The following is an 18,575-nucleotide window of genomic DNA, read 5'->3' on the forward strand; positions in this document are numbered from 1 at the left end:
GTTTATAGGGTTGGGTATCTCAATATTTGGTGTCTTCAACCCCAACGGGGTCAAATGCCTGCGCAAGATCCAACACAATATCGCGCGCCGGTTTTGTGGTTCCTGTTTTCCAGTTTTGGCCTGCCCACATCGCGGCGAAATCATCGGCGCCCGCCGTCGCCCCCCGCAGAGGCCCCAGCGCAGAGGCAGCATAAGGAAATGCCTGCACATTCGGGTTCATCGGGCCAAGGTCACGCACCAACCGGGTCACAAACGCGCGCGCAGGCCGACCGGTGAAGACATTGGTAATCTGGGTGTCGCGCGGTTCGGCCCCGTCAAGTATACGACGATAAAGCGGGGTTATTGTGGCTTCCGGTGACTTTAGAAACCGGGTGCCGATTTGCACCCCCGACGCACCAGCCGCCAGTGCTGCGCGGATACCAGCCTGATCCGCGATACCACCCGCCGCGATTACAGGGGTGGTCAGCGCCCCAGCGATACGCGCAACAAGGTCTATTGTATTCAACGGGTTTTGGGCATCTGTGGGTAAAAACACCCCTTGATGACCCCCGGCTTCTTTGCCCTGTGCAATTACCGCGTCGCATCCGTTTTGCGCTAGAAGTTCGGCCTCTTTTAGGGTCGTTGCCGTTGCGATAATTTTTGCACCTGTTGCGCGGATACGGTCGATATATACCGCATCCGGAAGCCCAAAGTGAAAGCTAACAACCGCCGGTTTGACGTCACACACAACGTCAACCATATCTGCATCGAAGGGGCGCAGGTGCGCGTTTTTAGGATAATCCGCTGGCAGTGACAGGTCTGCGTAATACCCGCGCAATTCGTGCAGCCATCGTGCGTCGCGCGTGGGGTCACGCGCAGGGACGGTGTGGCAAAAGAAGTTGAGGTTCAAAGGTCCGGCCGTCGCCTTTTGAAACCGCAGCGCAGATCGGCGCGCGTCTTGTGCGGTCAGCGCCGCACAAGGGATCGACCCAACCGCCCCTGCCCGCGCCACGGCAATGCCCAGGCTCTCGTCTTGGGCGCCAGCCATCGGCGACTGGATGAGCGGGAATTGCGCGCCAAGGTCTTGAAAGAATGGGTGCATCTGTATTGACCTAGGGTTTCAGGACGTCCGCGCCTTGGTTAAACAAGGGGGTGTTGCTGGCCGTCGTTACATGGCCGGAAAACTGGCGATCTTTGAACAGGTTGATCGCGCTGACCACCGCGGGCCGGGTTTTTATCATACCCCGCCAACGTTGAACATTTGGAAACTGAGACAGATCAATGTCGAGCTTTTTTGAGATGAATGCCCAAGGAAACGCCATCATATCTGCGATGGAATAGTCACCCAAAATATAGTCTCGCCCAGCGAGACGCGTGTTCAAAACCGCAAGGTTTCGTTGGGTTTCATTTTGGTAGCGGGCCAAGGCATAAGGATGATCACCCGCTGCGTAATTTATAAAATGGCTCAGTTGGCCTGCCATCGGCCCTTGATTGCCCGCCTGCCAAAACAACCATTCATAAAGAGACGTGCGCCCCTGCGGATCAACCGGCGCAAAGCGTTCAAATTTATCTGCAAGATAGAGCAAAATCGCGCCGCTTTCGAACACGCTTGTCGGGCCCACTGTGCCCTCGTGATCCACGATCGCGGGGATCTTCCCATTGGGGTTGATCGCAAGAAATTGCGGTCTCAGTTGGTCGCCGTTTGGCAGGTCAAGCAGGTGCGTTTTAAAAGGCACATCCAGCTCAAACAGCATGATCGCGACCTTCCAGCCATTGGGCGTGGGCGAGAAATAGAAATCGATCATCGGCTGTCTGATCCGGGGGTGGCCGCGATGCCAAAATCCGCCAAGACCTCATCTGTGTGCTCACCCAATGCGGGCGCAGGGCGGCGGATCGACGCGGGTGTTTTCGAAAACTGCGACGGATGCCGCGCCTGCCGCAATAAACCGGCAATCGGGTGCAATGTCTCGACAACAACGCCGTTGGCCACCACTTGCGGATGTTGGCGCATCTGCGTGCGTGATAAAACCGGGGCGTTTGGCACGTTTTCGGCGTCTAGTAGCTTGATCAGATCGGCGGCGGCAAAATCTTTGACCGCGTCCTGAATGGCGGCAAGGCGCGCGTCGCGGTTGACCTCACGCAGTTCGGGCGTGGCAAAGCGCGGGTCTTCCAATAAATCGGGCCGTTGCACAGCGCGGGTGAACCCCTGCCATTGTTTGTCCTGCATCACCGCGACGCTGACAAAGCCGTCTTTGACCTCGTAGATCAGATCAATGTAGGACTGCGCCTCTTCGCGTTCCATCTCGGCCCCGACAAACGTATGACCGTTCATGTCGGAGCTCCACAAAAACGCGATGATCACATCCAACATCGAAATCTGAATATGTTGGCCTTGGCCTGTCCGTTCGCGCGCAAAAAGCGCGGCGGTGATCGCTTGGCTGGTTTGGATGCCTGTTAGCTTGTCGGGCAAGATGGTGCGCACAAGGCGCGGGCGGTCTTCGTCTGACCCCGCCTGCACGGATGTCAGCGCAGAAATTGCTTGGATCAAGGGGTCGTAGACCGGGTTTTGGGCAAGGGGGCCGGTGTGGCCAAACCCCGCAATAGACACATAAATAAGGGTGGGGTTCAGTGCGGACAGCGCCTCGTATCCCAGCCCCAAACGTTCTGCGACACCGGGCCTGAAATTTTGTATAAACACGTCAGATTGCGCGGCCATGGTCTGAACGGCCTGCAACCCGTCGGCGGTTTTCAGGTCAAGCGCAACGGACCTTTTGTTGCGGTTATTATTGAGGAATGACGCAGACATCCCCGCGCGCCGTGTCGCCACGTGGCGCGAAAAATCACCGCCCCTTGGGTCTTCGATTTTGATAATGTCCGCCCCCTGGTCCCCAAGCGTCATCGTGGCAAGCGGGCCAGAAATGACGGTCGTTAGGTCGATGACGCGAACGCCGTGTAGCGGACCATTCATGTGTTTCTCCGACGTGGATTGTGGGTGCGATGATATGGGTACAGGTACGGCAAAGGCCACCGCGAGCACAAGAAAATTACCCGCGGTGGTTCGTGTTAGGTCTTGGGGAACAAGAACAAGTTTTGGATGTCGACCAACCCGGCCGCAAGATAGGAAGGATAGCGGTCCAGGATCGCGATTTTTAGTTCGTCACCGGTTGTGGCGGTCGCATAGGCCGCTTGGGTGTGATCGAGATAAATCAATGCATCATCAATCGCTTGGCGTGACCCTGCGGTTGGGCCGTGGCCCGGCAGGACCAGGTCAAAAGACGTGTCTTTTTGCATCTCGACGAGACCCTTTTTCCAGCCATCGAAATTGCCGTGGCCACAAAACAGATGGCAATTGTTGTACAGCATGTCCTGGGCGATCAACACTTTTTGATCCGGCAGGTAGATTGTCATCATGTTGTCAGATTCAGCATCCGTTACGTGGCGGAATTCAAACGTGACACCATCGATCACCTCGATTGCACCGTGTTCGATCACGTGGGTTGGCACAACCTTGGTTGGGGGCACATGCTTGCCCAGAGACTCGATGCTGATCTCGATGAAAAACTCGCCCAGTTGGTCAATTTCAGCTTGGGTTTCCACAAACGAATGGATCGGGACATCGCGGAATTGGTAGGCGCCAAACCAGTGATCGGGGTGCAGGTGCGAAATAATCATACGGTCCACAGGCTTGCCTGTTTTCTCGGCGTAATCGCGAATTTCTTGCCCGTAGATCACCGAACGTTGTCCATCAACAAACACCAAACGCTCTGGCGTTTCAATAACATGGGTGGTTACGCACCCTGTCAGGTCTGGGCTTTGATAGCTGTGGATTTTCACATCGCCAAAATCGGCGACCGTCACAACACCATGCTCGAGCGGCGTTGTTCCCTGCCCCAGTGGGCCACCGCCCAGAACATTCGCGCTCACAATGCTGGGAGCGGCCAAAGTTGCGGCTGCGCTGCCAACCAGAAGGGACCGGCGGTTCATCAGAAAGTTCGACATCATATCATCCTATCAAGTACTAGATAGGCACTTAACTAGAACCTTGCGTTGGCCCTGTCAATGATCTATCTATCACTTGATAGAGAATGAGGGCGTGATGCTAAAAACCGAACCAACTGGGAAAGCCCTGGATATTTTGCATGCCGCCCGCATGTTGATGATGGACCGCGGCTTTAACGGATTTAGCTTTCGGGATGTGGCGGCTGAGGTGGGTATAAAAAGTGCAAGCATCCACTATCATTATGCCACCAAGGCTGATCTGGCCGAAGCAACGGCGCGGGCGTATCGGTCTGCGTTCAAAGACGTGGTCGCACAAATCGACGCGGCATCGGCGCCGGATGTGTTGCGTGCCTACGGGGGCGTGTTTGTCACGACCCTATCTGAACAGGGGCGTTTGTGCCTTGGCGGGGTGTTGGCCGCCGATGTGATGTCTTTGCCAGAACAGGTGCGCGCAGAAGTCACGCTGTTTTTTGAGGAACAACACCAATGGGTTGAACACGTTGTGCGCAACGGGCAATCAAACGGCGAGCTGCGCTGGGACCTAGATGCTGAAATTTATGCCAAAATGTTCGTTTCCAGCCTCGAGGGTGCCATGATGGTGTCGCGCGGCCTACAACAACCCCACACCCTCGAAGCGACGCTAGACATGATGGTCCAACTCGCCCAAGCTGCAAATTGATATTGGATGGGTGCTTTTGCTATGCGTGAACAGATGATTTCGGTCTCTGGTGTAGATAAATTCTATGGGGGCTTTCAGGCGCTTTCTCATGTGACGCTGGGTGTCAAACGCGGGGAACGCGTTGTGATCTGCGGCCCGTCGGGCTCTGGAAAATCAACGTTGATCCGGTGTTTCAATGGGCTGGAATTCCATGATGCGGGCTCTGTTGTCATTGACGGAATCGCCGTTGAGCAAGACAGCAAAAGCCTGCACCAGCTGCGGCAACAGGTCGGCATGGTCTTTCAGCAGTTCAATCTGTTTCCCCACTTGACGATCCTCGAAAACCTGACAATCGGCCCCATGAAGGTCCAGAAAATCGGCAAAAAAGAGGCCGAAGCACGCGCCCGCACCTATCTGGAACGTGTCCGCATCCCCGAACAGGCGGGCAAATACCCCGCGCAATTGTCCGGCGGGCAACAACAACGCGCCGCGATTGCACGATCATTGTGCATGGAGACCCAAATAATCCTGTTTGACGAACCAACCTCCGCCTTGGATCCTGAAATGATCCATGAGGTTCTGGACGTGATTGTTGAACTGGCTGATACTGGCATTACGATGGTCTGTGTGACCCATGAAATGGGCTTTGCCCGCAAGGTCGCCGATACGATGGTATTTATGGAAGACGGTAAAATCCTAGAAATCGCCCCCCCAGAAAAGTTCTTTACCGACCCCGATAGCGACCGCTGCAAAGCGTTTTTAAGCCAAATTCTGGAACACTAGATGCCTCGCAGAACGCCACGCACCATTAACGCGGTTTTGAATACAACCCCGGTCGCTATCACACTATATCTGATCGTCCTGGCGGGCTTGTTCTGGCTTGCATATTCTGGCGCGCAGGCGATGGGGTATAACTGGCAATGGTACCGCATGCCTGTGTATTTCTACACACTAACAGACGATGGGTTCCAATGGGGCGAGATCATGGTTGGGTTGGTCAAAACCATCCAATTGTCGTTTACCGCCTTTGTTTCTGCCACTTTATTGGGGCTGATCTTGGCGCTTTTGCGGCTGTCGGGGTTGGTTATCGGCAGCGCTGTCGCCGTTGTGATGCTCGAATTTGTGCGAAACATGCCCATACTCGTGCTGCTTTATCTGTTTTACTACGTCCTTGGGCCGGTTTTCAATCTTGACCGGTATACCGCCAGCGTCATGTGCCTGAGCGTGTTCCACGCGGCGTTGATTTCCGAGATCATACGCGCGGGCATCAAATCCGTGGCGCCGGGCCAGTGGGAAGGCGCGACATCCATCGGGATGACCAAATTGCAGGCCTACCGCTATATTATTTTGCCACAATCGGTGAAATTCATGTTGCCGCCAATGACGGGCGAAATGGTCCACTTGATCAAAAGCTCCGCCATCGTCAGCGTGATTGCGGTCGTAGAGTTGACCACCATTGGCCGCAACCTAATTTCAGACACTTACATGAGCTTTGAGATTTGGTTTACAATCGCGGCCGTCTATTTGGTTTTGACCCTGATATTGTCATTCGGCGTGTCCCACATTGAAAAGAAATACGCAGTTCACACTTAGCAAACCTCCGAGGAGATCATTCATGAAATTTACAAGGCGTATGGCAGGGCTCGCCCTCGCGACAGCAGCGTCCGTGGCACTTGCACTTCCTGCATCTGCACAAAACACCAACCAGAGCTTGGCGGCAGGTTCCGTCATTGAGACCATCAAACAAGACGGTGTTCTGCGCATTGGCCTGTCCATTTTCCGCCCTTGGTCGATGCGCGACCTTGACGGTGATCTGGTTGGCTTCGAATTGGACGTGGGCCGTGAGTTGGCCAAAGACATGGGCGTTGAGGTGGAATTCATACCAACGGCATGGGACGGTATTATCCCGGCGCTTATTTCGGGTAAGTTTGACGTCATTATTTCTGGTATGACGATCACCCCCCAACGCAACCTGACAGTCGCATTTTCAGAGCCTTACGCCTATTCTGGCCTGACCATTCTGGCCAATAACGCGCTTACCGCAGGGTTTACATTAGAAGACTACAACAGCCCCGATGTTACATTTTCGGCCCGTCGCGGTGCGACACCAGCGACCGTTATCAGCGAAATGTTCCCCGAGGCAAAACTGTTGCTGTTTGATGAAGACGGCGCCGCCGACCAAGAGGTTTTGAACGGCAATGCTCATGCGACAATGGGCGCAGAACCCTCCCCGTCTGAATACGCGCGCAATTACCCCGACACGGTAAACGTGCCGTTCAATCAGGCGTTTCAGGCCGCAGGCGAAGGGTTTGCATTTCGCAAAGGCGACCCAGACGCAGAGAATTTCTTTAACAACTGGATCGGCATCAAAACCCGCACGGGTTGGCTCAAAGAACGCCACGACTATTGGTTCCGCGGCGATGACTGGAAAGCAAACGTCGCCGAATAATCTACTTAAACAAGGCGGGCTGCATCCGGCCCGCCTTTCTCTTGCTTTGGACACCACGCATGCTCAAGTTCCTCAAACGCCTGCACTGGATGGACTACGCCATCTTGCTTGTTGTCATCGCAGCCACGACGTTTATCGCCGCACGCATGGGAACCGCGCTGAACTATGACTGGCGCTGGGAAAAAATCCCAAATTACCTGTTTCGCTATAAAGAAAGCGAAGATCGCTGGGTCTCCAACCTGTTGATCCAAGGGCTTTACACGACGTTGCGCATTGCCATTTACTCTAGCATTCTTGCGCTGATCCTTGGGCTGATGCTGGGTATCGCGCGCTGTTCAAACAACCTGACCGTCCGCCTTTTGGCACGCACCTACCTTGAATTCCTGCGCAATGTGCCGCCGGTCGTTATTATCTTTATCTTCTTCTTTTTCCTGTCCGAACAACTGATCGCGGCGCTGAACCTTGACAGTTGGGCCCGTGGCATCGCGCGCAGCGACAACAACGCCATCTGGACGTTCCTGTTTGGCGACATGCGCCGCTTTCCCGCGCTTATCTCCGGTGTGGTTGTTCTTGCACTGTTCGAGAGCGCCTTTGTCGGTGAGATCGTCCGGTCGGGCATACAATCGGTGGATGTCGGCCAACGCGAGGCGGCGCGCTCTATCGGGATGACCCAGTTTCAAGAACTGCGGTTTATCGTGCTGCCACAGGCGTTGCGCAAGGTGGTGCCGCCTATGGCCAACCAATTCATCACCTTGATCAAGGACAGCTCTCTGGTCTCGCTGATCTCGGTGCCTGACCTGACGTTCAAAACAATCGAACTTGTCGCATCAACCCGCCTGATATTCGAAGGGTGGCTGACGGCTGCGGCGTTCTATTTTGTAATCTGTTTTGGGTTATCAATGTTGTTTCGGCGCTTGGAGAAGTAAGCGCGCACCTACGGTTGGCAAACCTCGATGGGGCGAAACCCGCCGCCCCATCGATATGCCCCATCACCGTCTGCGCGAAAGATGCGGCATGATAGACCCCCTAAAAGGGGACGTGTATTATTGCGGTTTCGTGTTTTGCAATTTCACAAAGTAGTCGAATATTTCGGGCACGTTGCCATCGCCCATGCCATCGGCCAATGCCGCCTTGAGATTGGCAGATGTGCCTTCCGCAATCTCGGCGCGCGTGCCCATATCTTCGACCATCTGCACAAAATAACCGATGTCTTTGCTTGCGTTGGCAATCGAAAACCCAAGGTCACTTACGCCGTCTACTGCGTATTTTCTGCAAAACTGCATGAAGGGCGAATTGGACGGACCCGCTGACATGATGTCAAAAAGCTGCTGGCCTTCGATGCCTGCACGTTTTGCCACAGCAAAGGCTTGGCTCATGGTGCAAACGGTTGTCATGCCCATGAAATTGTTGATCAGTTTGGTCACGTGACCCGACCCAAGCGCGCCCAGATAAAAGACGTTCTCGCCCTGAACATCCAAAACCGGCTTGACCTTTTCATAGGTGTCTTTGTCACCAGCGGCCATGATATTCAGCAAACCGTCCTTGGCGTGCGCAGGGGTCCGGCCCAATGGCGCATCAATCATGCCGGCACCTTTTGCCGCCAGATCAGCCCCGATTTTCTGCGTTGATGCAGGGATAGACGTGCCATAGTCGATGACAACGTTGCCCGCGGATATACCGGCCAAAATACCGTCGTCGCCATAAATCAGGCTTTCGACCACGTCAGACGTCGTAACACAAAGCATGATAATATCGCTGGCTTCGGCCAGTTCTTTGGGTGTTTTGACTTCGGTAGCTCCGCGCGCCACTGCGGCGCCAACGGCTGCCTTGTTGCGGCCCATGACGTTCAACGCATAGCCGTTTTGTTGTAGGCATTCCGCCATGTTGCCGCCCATAAGGCCCAAGCCGATAAAGCCGATGACTGGTTTTTCCATATGTCTCTCCTTGCGAGTTTTTATGATTTTACGTTTGAAAAGGCGCGCGCGCCCGCCTCTGCGACCTCAAGATCCTGAGCCGGAGACCCAGAGCTGACGCCTATTGCCCCGACGACCTCATCGCCAGACAGCACAGGAAGCCCGCCCGCGACCACCACCATGCGGCCAACCAACGTGGAAGACAGCCCATATGCAGGGTTGCCCGGCTGGCTTACCTCGCCCAAAACATGGGTGCCCTTTTTGACACCGGCGGCGGCAAAGCCTTTGTCGATCGCAAGATTGATGCTGGTGATTTTTCCGCCGTTCATTCTTTCGAAGGCGATCAGATTGCCGCTTTCGTCGGTCACAGCGATGCACATTGGCACGCCGATCTCTTCGGCTTTGATCCGCGCAGCGGCGATAATCGCATATGCGTCGTCGATATCCAGGCGTTGAACTGTCAGCATGTTAATTTCCAAGTTTTTAGGGGTTTAGAGCACATAAGCGGCCCTTGATTTTCACGGCACCCGGTCAAATTCGGTGCGCCGCCGCGCGCGATTGGCTATGCGTACATAGCGCCGCTCTCGATTATGTTTGGCGGTTTGAGACGTGCGGCCGGGCAAGCACATCTGCACAACACGCGCATGGGCAGGGGGTGTTCGTCAGGACAGATCAAAGGATGCCAGCCCCTGAGTTTACCTGCAAGCCGCGCCGCAAATGGCTGCGCATCTCTTCGCCCGCCGCCGTTGCGTCACCGTCTTTGATAGCCGCCGCAATGGCCCAATGTTCGGCCCGCAGGCTGTTTTGGTAGGCCGGTAGTTCTTTAGGGTCCATCTGATGCATCGCATTGGCGGGGATGATATAGGGCCCGAGGAACCTCAAGAAATCGACCATATACGAATTTTGCGTGGCATTCGCGATGGCCAGATGAAACGCGAAATCTTCGGTCTGGCCCAATGCGCCCGACAAATGCGCGGCGTGTTGTCTGTTTAATGCGGCTTCCATGCTTTGAATATCCGGGTCGGTGCGCCGTGCTGCGGCCAATTCGGCATTGGTGACCTCCATGCACATGCGCAATTCCATCGCCTGCACCATGTGGTCCTTTTCGCTGAGGTCCTTGCTGCACAGACGAAAGGGTTGCTGACTGATGTCCTCGCACACAAAGACCCCGCGCCCCTGATGCGCCTTCACCAGCCCATCGACGCGCAACGACGAAATCGCCTCGCGTATAACGGTGCGGCTAACGCCAAACTGCTCAACCAACGCGCTTTCGGTCGGAAGCTGCTCGCCCAGGGCAAGCTCACCTTTTTGGATACGTTCGCGCAGTTGATCAGCGACGCGCTCGCTAAGCTTTGGGCGCATCCCCAAGGCGAGACCTTCTGGCTTTTGCATAATCTCGGTTCTCCCGCATTCTCTCAGCCCACCACACGAAGCTACACAATTTCGACAAACGCCATAAATCTCAAACTTGCCGCTTGCGTCTTATCAACTCATAATTCATCATACAACATATGATGCCGGGAGGAAATTTAAAATCCGCATCATGACGCAATTTTTGGGAGGACCACATGACACTGAATAAAAAGATAGTTGCGCCTTTGATGGCCGCCGTACTTGGCGCCACAGCCGCGCAAGCTGCAGACTATGACCTGACCATTCAAACGCACTTCAGCGCAGAATCGCTCAAGGGTAAAAACGTCCAGAGCCTGGTCGACGACATCGAACGTATGTCCGGCGGGCGTGTTGACATCGAAATGTTTTACTCGGCATCGCTGGTCAAAGCGACAGAGACATTTGATGCTGCGGTCAACGGCATTCTGGACGGCGACATGACGGGCGCTGCCTACCAAACGGGCAAGGATCCGGCGTTCCAATTCGTTGGCGACATCCTTGGTGGTTATGACACCCCATGGGAAATGTACTCGTGGTTCTATTATGGTGGCGGTCTTGAAGCGGCACAGCCATTGTATAACCAACACGGCATGCACGTCGTAGGGTGGTGGATTTCGGGCCAAGAATCCTTGTCGTCAACAAGCCCGCTGACAAGCGTCGCGGACTTTAAAGATTGGAAATTCCGCTCCCCTCCCGGCATCCAAACCGAGATCTTTGCAGACTTGGGCGCCAGCCCGATCGTCATGGACTTTGGCGAGGTTTTCACCGCGCTAGAGACCAAAATCATCGATGGTGCTGACGCGTCGAACATCGCGACCAACAGCGAAATCGGCCTTTATGACATCGCCAAGCACGCGACATACCCTGGGTTCCACTCGATGCCTGCGGACCACCTGGCGATCAACAAAGACGTCTGGGACAGACTGCCTGACGACATCCAAGCGATCATCGAAGTTGCCATGGAGAAAATGGCATTCCGTGAAACACTCAGCCACTCGGTTGAAATGGGCACCGCGGCACAAGCGGCTGTTGAAAACGGCGTGACGCTTTATGATTGGAACGCAGAGCAACGCGAAGCCTTCCGCACATTCTCACGCGCTAAGTGGGAAGAATGGGGCGAGAAAACGCCACAAGCGGGCGCCTTGGTTGAAAGCCACATTGCGTTCATGAAGCAAATCGGCCTGATCACCGAATAATGGAAATCGGAGCGGCAGTCTCTGTCGCTCCGGCTTACACCAGAAAGCCAGTTCCATGCCTACACTTGATTTATCCGGCTACATTTGGGTGGCATCCTTAGGCGTCGCCACGCTGTTATGGATGGTGCTGATTGCGCCAAAGCTTGTGCCCATGTTGTCCCGTGGGCTTCATGGTGCAGGAAGCCCACCCCTCACGATCATCGACCACATCACCTTGCGGATTGCATCATTGCTGATGTTCTTCGTTGCGATCATCATGGGCATCATGCTGTTTGAGGTCATCATGCGGTATGTCTTTGCCCGCCCAACCATCTGGGTCGAAGAACTATCGCGGTGGCTTGGTGGCGTGATCTTTCTGGTTGCGGGCTTATACGCCATGCAACAACGCACCCATATTCGCGTCACCATCGTCTATGATGTGGTCAGCCGCAAAACACAGCGCATTATGGAAGTCATGGGGACCGCCTGCGTGTGCATCTTTTGCTGGGCCGTAACATGGGGCTATTGGGGCAACGCGATGCGTAAGTTCAGCACATGGGAGCTTTACGGCTCTGCGTGGAACCCCCCGATCCCCGCCATTATGAAACCCCTGATCTGCGTGGTCTGCGCATGGATGAGCATTCAAGCCATCAATAACTTGATCGTGGATTGGCGCAGAAAATCGACCCTCGGTCTGGCGGAGGATCTCTAAATGGGTATCGCAGAACTCTCACTCCTGCTCGTTTTGGGCATCATCGTTTTGTTGGCCATTGGGGTTCCACTTGGCTTTGCGTCAGGCTTCCTTGGGGTGCTTGTCGCCTACTGGAAACTCGGCGACCGCGGGTTTTATATTCTCGGGCAACGGATGTACGACCTGACGATTGAACACGCGCTACTGGCGGTGCCGCTGTTTATTTTCATGGCCATGCTACTGGAACGAAGTAACATAGCCAAAGATATGTACGACTCCATGAGCGTCTGGATGTCACGCACCCGTGGCGGCATTGCGATCGTCACATCAGTGATGGCCATGATCATGGCGGCAATGTCGGGCATCATCGGCGGCGAAATCGTCCTGCTGGGCCTTGTAGCGCTGCCACAGATGTTGCGCCTGAACTATGACAAACACCTTGCCTGCGGAACGATTTGTGCCGCCGGGTCTTTGGGCACCATGATCCCGCCCTCGATTGTCCTGATCATCTACGGTGTGGTCACGGAAACGTCGATCCATGCGCTGTTCAAGGCCGCGCTTATTCCTGGGTTGCTGTTGGGGTTCAGCTATATCGTCTACATCGCGATCCGTGCACGACTGCGCCCCCAAGACGCCCCACTGCCCGAGCTCGACTACGAGGTGACCTTGCGCGACAAGATCATCGCTCTCAAAGGGCTGCTGCCGCCAATGATACTTGTCGGCGCGATCCTTGGGTCGATCTACGGTGGGATCACAGGCATCACCGAAGCCGCCGCAATCGGGTGCATCGGGACGCTGATCCTGATCACATTGCGCGGCGAAATGTCCTGGTCTTTGTTCATCGAAGCCTTGCAACGCACCATGCGGTCCACAGGGACCATCATGTGGGTGACCTTTGGCGCCACAGCCCTTGCCGGTGCGTATTCTCTGGCCGGTGGTCCGACGTTCATCGCCGGTCTGATCCTTGGTCTCGATGTGCCACCGATGGGCGTGATCTTTGTCATGATGCTGATCTTCCTGTTCTTGGGCGCATTGCTGGATTGGATCGGGATCGTCTTGTTGGTCATGCCCGTGTTCTTGCCAATCGTGATGGGCATGGACCCGACTGACATCGGCCTGCTGGGCACCTTGTCACCGGCGCATGTTTCGGTCTGGTTTGGGATCTTGTTCTGCATCAACATGCAGGTCAGCTTCCTCAGCCCGCCGTTCGGACCCGCCGCGTTCTATCTGAAATCGGTGGCGCCTCCGGGCATTTCCTTGGCCGATATCTTCAAGGGCTTCTTGCCATTCATCGGCATCCAGCTCCTCGTGCTCGCAGTTATGATGGCATTCCCCGAGATCACCACCTTGCTGCTGCATTAAAGTTACCTCCCTTGGCGAGGGCCGGGTTCGCTTGGCCCTCGTCAAAAATCTCCTTTAACTCAACCTACGAAAGGCTCACTCATGATCAACGCAAAACCAGAGGCCGGCGGCCTCCTCCCACAAATGTCCTTCGACAAACTCGGCGGTGGCACTATCTCCGTTGGCGGCGCAAAAGAGCGTCACACGCTTTTCATCGTTTATCGCGGCAAACACTGCGGCCGGTGCAAAAAGTACCTGAACGGTCTGGAAACCCGCGTGGCGGATTGGGAAGCAGCCGGCTTTGACGTCGCTGTTGTTTCGGCGGATCCCGAAAGCAAAGCCCAACAAGACGTTGCCGAGTTCGGTTGGAACTTCGACATCGGCTATGGCCTGACCGAAGACCAGATGGAAAAATTGGGCGTCTATATCTCCGACCCGCTTTCCCCCGATGAAACAGACCGCCGGTTCGCCGAACCTGCCGTGTTCTGCGTACGCCCAGACGGTGTGAACCAGGTTGTGTGCCTGTCAAACGGCCCGGCTGCACGCCCTGATCTGGACGAATTGTTGGACGGAATGAAGTTCAACATTGAACACAAGCGCCCTGCCAGAGGCACAGTCTAAGACCAAACCCGAAGGTCATGGTGCTTCGTATTCCATGGCCTTCGCCCCTTGCTGCACATGAACGCTGCTTTGAACCGCAGCCTTACCGCAACAAGGGGCGCACTTGCCTATTGTGGCAGTAAGACGGCATTAACCAATCCTCGCCGTTTAAATTTCCATCTACATTTAATTAACCCTTGTGCCGCATAGAGCTATTAGCAGCTACAAGGATATAATTATGAAACTACGTCAACAAATCCTGGCCATCGTGGCGATACCCCTCGTCGGATTAGCCTCAGTTTCAACTATTGGCGTAGTCAACTCTATGGCCGAACTAAGTGCAACGGATCACGTTGAGGCCTCGCTGGACTATGCCGATGTGATCAGTGCACTAATACACGAACTTCAGGCAGAACGCGGGTATTCCGCAGGTTTCGTTGGTTCCGACGGGCAAAATTTCAAAGATGTGCTGCCAGAGCAGCGTGCAAAAGTTGACCATATCCTCGAAGAATTTGAGGCTGTCCACAAAGTCATCGAAGAAGATTACCCTGATTTGGCAGCCAAGATTGACAAAACTCTCGAAGCATTACCGGCTTTACGCGCCTCCGTCTCTGCCCGGGATGTGGCCGTGCCTGATTTGGCCGCCACCTATACGAAAATGATCAAAAGTGCCCTTCATCTCAATGACGTTACTTTTGCAGAGATTCATCTCGGCAGTATCGCCCTTGCGGGCGCTAGCTACGTTGCGTTGAGCGAAGGCAAGGAAAGCGCAGGCGTCGAACGCGCAATGGGCGCAGTTGGTTTCGGCGGCGGTGAATTCAGCATGGTGGGCTTGCGGCGATTGGTTGCAGCCGGGGCACAACAAACCTTCGCATTGGCACAAACCACTCTCTATGCACAAGAAGCCATACCTGGTCTCGATCTCACTCAATTTGAAGAAATTCAAGCTCTCGAAGAACTTCGACAAATCGCCCTTGACTCTATGGCAACTGGTGACCTGCAAGGTGTCACCGGACAAGATTGGTTTGCAACGTCAACTGCCTGGATCGAAAAGCTTAGAGAGGTCGAACTCTCTCTTCTCGAAGGGATCCACAGGCTCAATGGCCTAGAACATCAAACTGCCATTTCCCATCTGCTCGCGTTTTCAATAACCGCAGTCATATCGCTGTTAATAAGTGTAGCAACCGCTTTTTTCGTCACCGGACGCTTCACCAAACAGGTCGGCAGTTTGAACGAAGCGATGAATAGCATCGCACACAAAGACTTTGATATCCAAATAACAACTAAGACATTGAAATCTGAAGTCGGTACTCTGTCGCAAGCCCTCGATACAATGCGAGGCGACCTTCAAGCCGCCGACGCCCAACTTGTAGAAGCGTTTACCAAGAGCTTTGCCTTTGACGATAGTAACTCCGCCATGATGGTTATTGACCCAGATATGGTCGTGACCGCAAACAACAAAGCGGCAAAGGAACTGTTCGGTCAATACAGCAAAATACTCTCCGAAACATGGCCGAACTTTGACGCAGACAACTTGGTCGGAAACCCGATAGATCAGCTCCACAAAAGCCCGGATCATCAACGCGCTATTTTGGCAGATCCTACGCAATTGCCATGGCAGATCGACATCTCGGTTGGCGATCTCAAGCTGGAGTTGAACGCAACTTACGTTCAAGCAGAAGACGGTTCCTATGCGGGGAACATCCTTCAATGGCGCGATGTGACGCAAGAGCGCATGCATGCAGGCGTCATTATGGCGATCGACCGTGAACAGTGCGTGGTTGAATACACATTGGATGGCGACATCATAAAAGCAAATGATCGCTTCCAAACATCGCTTCAGTTGGACGGCGTGGCTTTGGAGGGACGTGCCCACGCAGAGCTTCTGGCACCCGATGAACCCACTCGCTCGGAGCAACAGGCAATCTGGACCAACCTCAAAAACGGGGACGTGCAGTATGCGAAATTGCAATTTTCGACCAAAGATGGCGATATCGTGTGGCTCAGAGGCAACCTAACACCGATCGTCGACGGAAGTGGCAAGCCGTTTAAAATCGTCCTTATAGCGGCGGACGTGACATCAGCTGAGAACGAGCAGCAAAGAATAGAACACGAACGTGTAAAAGATGAGGCCGCACGCGAGACTGTTGTGCGCGAGTTGGCATCAAGCCTAAATAGGATGTCCGAGGGTGATCTAACGTGCCAGATTTCCGTTACATTCGACGATGAATATGAACGCCTGCGCGTAGATTTCAATGAAGCAGTTGAACGTTTATCTGGATTGATCCAAAGCGTTGATCAAACCGTAACTGGCGTGTCCGAAAATGCCACTGAAGTGAGCTCGGCAGCGACCCAGTTGGCCAGCCGCACTGAGGGTCAAGCCGCGACATTGGAAGAAACTGCTGCAGCGCTTGAGCAACTGACAGCTACTGTTAAATCCAGTGCAGAAAGTGCGAAAGAGGCCGATGCAGCTGTTGTCGCCGCGCGCACGAGTGCCGAAGCCGGCGGCGAAACAGTCCGCGAGGTGGTCAAAGCTATGAGTGAGATCGCTAACTCGTCCGCGGAAGTCGCAAAGATCATGAATGTCATCGAAGAAATTTCGTTCCAGACCAATCTCCTCGCGTTGAATGCCGGTGTGGAAGCCGCACGTGCAGGAGAGGCAGGACGGGGCTTTTCAGTTGTCGCATCTGAAGTGCGAGCGCTAGCCCAAAGAGCTTCGGATTCGGCAAGAGATATTTCTACTCTAACGACTTCTAGTGATGCGCATGTTGCAGCAGGTGTAGAACTGGTCAAGAAAGCCGGGGATGCGTTAGAAGCTATAATGACTCGCGTATCATCTACTGGTGATCTTGTTGGAACCATCACAAACGCAACCCGCGAACAAGCGACTGCACTTCACGAGATCAACACCGCTGTGGTATCTCTGGATCAAACGACCCAACACAATGCTGCAATGGTCGAAGAAACCACAGCTGTAAGCACGTCACTGAGCACGGACGCCCAGCATCTCCAAAAGATGGTTTCTGCATTTAAGACACACGACGGGAACTCTCATGGAATAGGAACAGAAATCTATCAAAGTACTGCTTCTGGTTGAAGAACATACCGAAATTAGTATTGCCAAGTTCTCGTTGAAGTAACGACAGTATGGCATTAGCTATGCGCGAGGGCTAAGTTTATCGCCTCGCCCTCGCTTTGGTTGACCTCATACCCAATGACCTGCGCCCCTAAAGCCCCTCCAAGTTTGTGTAGAGTCCGCCCAACAAAAGGACGGGCGGATGACAGCACGTTTCACGGACGAACAGATCACGCACTGCCCGGCAGGCGATTGCGTAGCAATCTGCTGAGAGGGTCAATGATCAAGGAACAGGAAGCTGGCGAGAAGACTGCTGACGTATGTCGTCGGCACGGGATCAGCTCGGCGACGTTCTACAAATACAAATCGAAGTATGGCGGGATACGCTGCACGGCAGGGTTAGGCGCGTGATCGGCTGGGCTGTAAGCAATCGAATGAAACGCGATTTAGCAATCCGGGCGTTGAATATGGCCATCGCGTTCCGACAACCGCCCAAGGACTGCATCCATCATACCGATCGTGGGTCGCAATACGGTGTTGTCACATTAACTTCCCGGTGGTTGTTCGCGCCTCAGTTTGCCCGTAGCTGATGGCGATGCAGACACTGACCATCAGCCACAAACGCCACCGGTTTCCGCCCGATATCATCACTCACTCAGTTTGGCTCTATTCCCGTTTCAATCTAAGCTTCCGCGAGGTTGAAGAGATGCTGGACCTGTCGCGGTTTGATACCGCTCTTTTGATAGCATTTACTGCACCAAAGGAGATTTACTATGGGACTGAAACGGACGGACGAATTCCGCCAGGATGCGGTGCGGATCGCGCTAACCAGTGGGCTTAGGCGCAAGCAGGTGGCTGATGGTCCTTTGCCTGGCAGGGTATTGCGCAGCAATGTCCCGAGAAGGTGGGTGTCGGGATGTCGACGCTGAACAAATGGATCACTGCGCATCGAGATACGGATGTGGTGTCGAAAGAGGGTTTAGACCTGGCCAAAGAGAATGATCGGCTTCGGCGCGAGAACCGTCTTCTCAAGGAGGAGAGGGAGATCTTTAAAAAGGCCACTTGTCAGCCGTCAGGGTATTGCGCAGTAATGTCCCGAGAGGCCAGTTCTTCGCGGGCCTAAAGCAATGAGATTTAGGTTTATCCACTGCCCGGCAGTCGAAACGCAGTTTCGAGGAGAGGGGAAGAACACCGGGCCAGCTTTCCAGCCAACTGGCTGTGTGATGTTGTCGGTGTCAGCACACGTGGCTTGGGGGCATTCCGCAGTCGCCCTGCCAGCCGCAGACAGCGATCTGATCTGGT

The 18,575-nt window shown here is 54.4% G+C and carries 17 protein-coding genes and 4 pseudogenes; 14 read left to right on the plus strand and 7 right to left on the minus strand.

Features of this window, described 5'->3' with window-relative positions; genetic code table 11:
- Positions 1–19: 19 nt before the first annotated feature.
- The 4 genes from ABJH13_RS08680 to ABJH13_RS08695 all read right to left on the minus strand — a co-directional run bounded on the left by ABJH13_RS08680 (position 20) and on the right by ABJH13_RS08695 (position 3,978).
- A complete protein-coding gene (locus tag ABJH13_RS08680; RefSeq protein WP_348405828.1) occupies positions 20–1,081 on the minus strand; it encodes a nitronate monooxygenase family protein in 1,062 nt (353 codons plus the stop codon).
- 10 nt (positions 1,082–1,091) lie between these two features.
- On the minus strand, positions 1,092–1,784 hold the full coding sequence (locus ABJH13_RS08685; protein ID WP_348405829.1) for a glutathione S-transferase N-terminal domain-containing protein: 693 nt from the start codon (positions 1,782–1,784) through the stop codon (positions 1,092–1,094).
- Positions 1,781–2,947: a CoA transferase gene (locus ABJH13_RS08690; RefSeq protein ID WP_348405830.1), complete on the minus strand. Its 1,167-nt coding sequence runs from the start codon at positions 2,945–2,947 to the stop codon at positions 1,781–1,783. The genes ABJH13_RS08685 and ABJH13_RS08690 overlap by 4 nt, the downstream gene beginning before the upstream one ends.
- 95 nt (positions 2,948–3,042) lie before the next feature.
- The gene (locus ABJH13_RS08695; RefSeq protein WP_348405831.1) at positions 3,043–3,978 is read right to left on the minus strand and encodes an MBL fold metallo-hydrolase; all 936 of its coding nucleotides are present in this window, start codon (positions 3,976–3,978) and stop codon (positions 3,043–3,045) included.
- 97 nt (positions 3,979–4,075) lie between these two features.
- On the opposite strand from ABJH13_RS08695, the gene ABJH13_RS08700 reads away from it, so the two are divergent.
- From ABJH13_RS08700 to ABJH13_RS08720, 5 genes are read left to right on the plus strand one after another with little or no spacing between them, the layout of a single operon-like run.
- A complete protein-coding gene (locus ABJH13_RS08700) occupies positions 4,076–4,657 on the plus strand; it encodes a TetR family transcriptional regulator (protein WP_348405832.1) in 582 nt (193 codons plus the stop codon).
- A 21-nt stretch (positions 4,658–4,678) separates the two neighbouring features.
- Positions 4,679–5,419: an amino acid ABC transporter ATP-binding protein gene (locus ABJH13_RS08705; protein ID WP_348405833.1), complete on the plus strand. Its 741-nt coding sequence runs from the start codon at positions 4,679–4,681 to the stop codon at positions 5,417–5,419.
- Positions 5,420–6,229: an amino acid ABC transporter permease gene (locus ABJH13_RS08710; RefSeq protein WP_348405834.1), complete on the plus strand. Its 810-nt coding sequence runs from the start codon at positions 5,420–5,422 to the stop codon at positions 6,227–6,229.
- A 22-nt stretch (positions 6,230–6,251) separates the two neighbouring features.
- Positions 6,252–7,085 carry a transporter substrate-binding domain-containing protein gene (locus ABJH13_RS08715; RefSeq protein WP_348405835.1) on the plus strand — a complete coding sequence of 278 codons (834 nt, stop codon included), beginning with the start codon at positions 6,252–6,254 and terminating at the stop codon, positions 7,083–7,085.
- A gap of 59 nt (positions 7,086–7,144) precedes the next feature.
- On the plus strand, positions 7,145–8,011 hold the full coding sequence (locus ABJH13_RS08720) for an amino acid ABC transporter permease (protein WP_348405836.1): 867 nt from the start codon (positions 7,145–7,147) through the stop codon (positions 8,009–8,011).
- Positions 8,012–8,128: 117 nt separating this feature from the next.
- Here the strand turns inward: ABJH13_RS08720 and ABJH13_RS08725 are convergent, their stop codons facing one another.
- From ABJH13_RS08725 to ABJH13_RS08735, 3 genes are all read right to left on the minus strand, one after another.
- A complete protein-coding gene (locus tag ABJH13_RS08725) occupies positions 8,129–9,019 on the minus strand; it encodes an NAD(P)-dependent oxidoreductase (protein ID WP_348405837.1) in 891 nt (296 codons plus the stop codon).
- Positions 9,020–9,039: 20 nt separating this feature from the next.
- The gene (locus tag ABJH13_RS08730; protein ID WP_348405838.1) at positions 9,040–9,465 is read right to left on the minus strand and encodes a heme-binding protein; all 426 of its coding nucleotides are present in this window, start codon (positions 9,463–9,465) and stop codon (positions 9,040–9,042) included.
- A 205-nt stretch (positions 9,466–9,670) separates the two neighbouring features.
- Positions 9,671–10,390, minus strand: coding sequence for a FadR/GntR family transcriptional regulator (locus ABJH13_RS08735; protein ID WP_348405839.1), 720 nt, complete (start codon positions 10,388–10,390; stop codon positions 9,671–9,673).
- Positions 10,391–10,566: 176 nt separating this feature from the next.
- Between ABJH13_RS08735 and ABJH13_RS08740 the strand changes: the two genes are divergently transcribed.
- From ABJH13_RS08740 to ABJH13_RS08780, 9 genes and pseudogenes are all read left to right on the plus strand, one after another.
- Positions 10,567–11,586, plus strand: a complete 1,020-nt coding sequence (locus ABJH13_RS08740; protein ID WP_348405840.1) for a TRAP transporter substrate-binding protein — start codon at positions 10,567–10,569, stop codon at positions 11,584–11,586.
- Between the two features lie 55 nt (positions 11,587–11,641).
- Complete coding sequence (locus ABJH13_RS08745) at positions 11,642–12,277, plus strand: TRAP transporter small permease (RefSeq protein ID WP_348405841.1); 636 nt, start codon at positions 11,642–11,644, stop codon at positions 12,275–12,277.
- Positions 12,278–13,618 carry a TRAP transporter large permease subunit gene (locus tag ABJH13_RS08750; RefSeq protein ID WP_348405842.1) on the plus strand — a complete coding sequence of 447 codons (1,341 nt, stop codon included), beginning with the start codon at positions 12,278–12,280 and terminating at the stop codon, positions 13,616–13,618. It abuts the gene before it with no gap.
- 81 nt (positions 13,619–13,699) lie between these two features.
- Positions 13,700–14,218, plus strand: a complete 519-nt coding sequence (locus tag ABJH13_RS08755) for a redoxin domain-containing protein (RefSeq protein ID WP_348405843.1) — start codon at positions 13,700–13,702, stop codon at positions 14,216–14,218.
- 217 nt (positions 14,219–14,435) lie between these two features.
- Positions 14,436–17,294 carry a nitrate- and nitrite sensing domain-containing protein gene (locus ABJH13_RS08760; protein ID WP_348405844.1) on the plus strand — a complete coding sequence of 953 codons (2,859 nt, stop codon included), beginning with the start codon at positions 14,436–14,438 and terminating at the stop codon, positions 17,292–17,294.
- 258 nt (positions 17,295–17,552) lie between these two features.
- Positions 17,553–17,657, plus strand: a pseudogene (locus ABJH13_RS08765) (transposase); the annotation flags it as partial.
- Positions 17,658–17,674: 17 nt separating this feature from the next.
- Positions 17,675–17,806, plus strand: a pseudogene (locus ABJH13_RS08770) (DDE-type integrase/transposase/recombinase); the annotation flags it as partial.
- 62 nt (positions 17,807–17,868) lie between these two features.
- Positions 17,869–17,985: pseudogene (locus tag ABJH13_RS08775) on the plus strand (IS6 family transposase); the annotation flags it as partial.
- 61 nt (positions 17,986–18,046) lie between these two features.
- A pseudogene (locus ABJH13_RS08780) lies at positions 18,047–18,575 on the plus strand (hypothetical protein); the annotation flags it as partial.

The organism is Roseobacter sp. (assembly GCF_039970775.1).
GTDB lineage: Bacteria > Pseudomonadota > Alphaproteobacteria > Rhodobacterales > Rhodobacteraceae > Roseobacter.

Coding starts and splice junctions, on each gene's coding strand:
- ABJH13_RS08680 (WP_348405828.1), bottom strand. CDS start 1,081: ATGCACCCATTCTTTCAAGACCTTGGCGCGCAATTCCCGCTCATCCAG.
- ABJH13_RS08685 (WP_348405829.1), bottom strand. CDS start 1,784: ATGATCGATTTCTATTTCTCGCCCACGCCCAATGGCTGGAAGGTCGCG.
- ABJH13_RS08690 (WP_348405830.1), bottom strand. CDS start 2,947: ATGAATGGTCCGCTACACGGCGTTCGCGTCATCGACCTAACGACCGTC.
- ABJH13_RS08695 (WP_348405831.1), bottom strand. CDS start 3,978: ATGTCGAACTTTCTGATGAACCGCCGGTCCCTTCTGGTTGGCAGCGCA.
- ABJH13_RS08700 (WP_348405832.1), top strand. CDS start 4,076: ATGCTAAAAACCGAACCAACTGGGAAAGCCCTGGATATTTTGCATGCC.
- ABJH13_RS08705 (WP_348405833.1), top strand. CDS start 4,679: ATGCGTGAACAGATGATTTCGGTCTCTGGTGTAGATAAATTCTATGGG.
- ABJH13_RS08710 (WP_348405834.1), top strand. CDS start 5,420: ATGCCTCGCAGAACGCCACGCACCATTAACGCGGTTTTGAATACAACC.
- ABJH13_RS08715 (WP_348405835.1), top strand. CDS start 6,252: ATGAAATTTACAAGGCGTATGGCAGGGCTCGCCCTCGCGACAGCAGCG.
- ABJH13_RS08720 (WP_348405836.1), top strand. CDS start 7,145: ATGCTCAAGTTCCTCAAACGCCTGCACTGGATGGACTACGCCATCTTG.
- ABJH13_RS08725 (WP_348405837.1), bottom strand. CDS start 9,019: ATGGAAAAACCAGTCATCGGCTTTATCGGCTTGGGCCTTATGGGCGGC.
- ABJH13_RS08730 (WP_348405838.1), bottom strand. CDS start 9,465: ATGCTGACAGTTCAACGCCTGGATATCGACGACGCATATGCGATTATC.
- ABJH13_RS08735 (WP_348405839.1), bottom strand. CDS start 10,390: ATGCAAAAGCCAGAAGGTCTCGCCTTGGGGATGCGCCCAAAGCTTAGC.
- ABJH13_RS08740 (WP_348405840.1), top strand. CDS start 10,567: ATGACACTGAATAAAAAGATAGTTGCGCCTTTGATGGCCGCCGTACTT.
- ABJH13_RS08745 (WP_348405841.1), top strand. CDS start 11,642: ATGCCTACACTTGATTTATCCGGCTACATTTGGGTGGCATCCTTAGGC.
- ABJH13_RS08750 (WP_348405842.1), top strand. CDS start 12,278: ATGGGTATCGCAGAACTCTCACTCCTGCTCGTTTTGGGCATCATCGTT.
- ABJH13_RS08755 (WP_348405843.1), top strand. CDS start 13,700: ATGATCAACGCAAAACCAGAGGCCGGCGGCCTCCTCCCACAAATGTCC.
- ABJH13_RS08760 (WP_348405844.1), top strand. CDS start 14,436: ATGAAACTACGTCAACAAATCCTGGCCATCGTGGCGATACCCCTCGTC.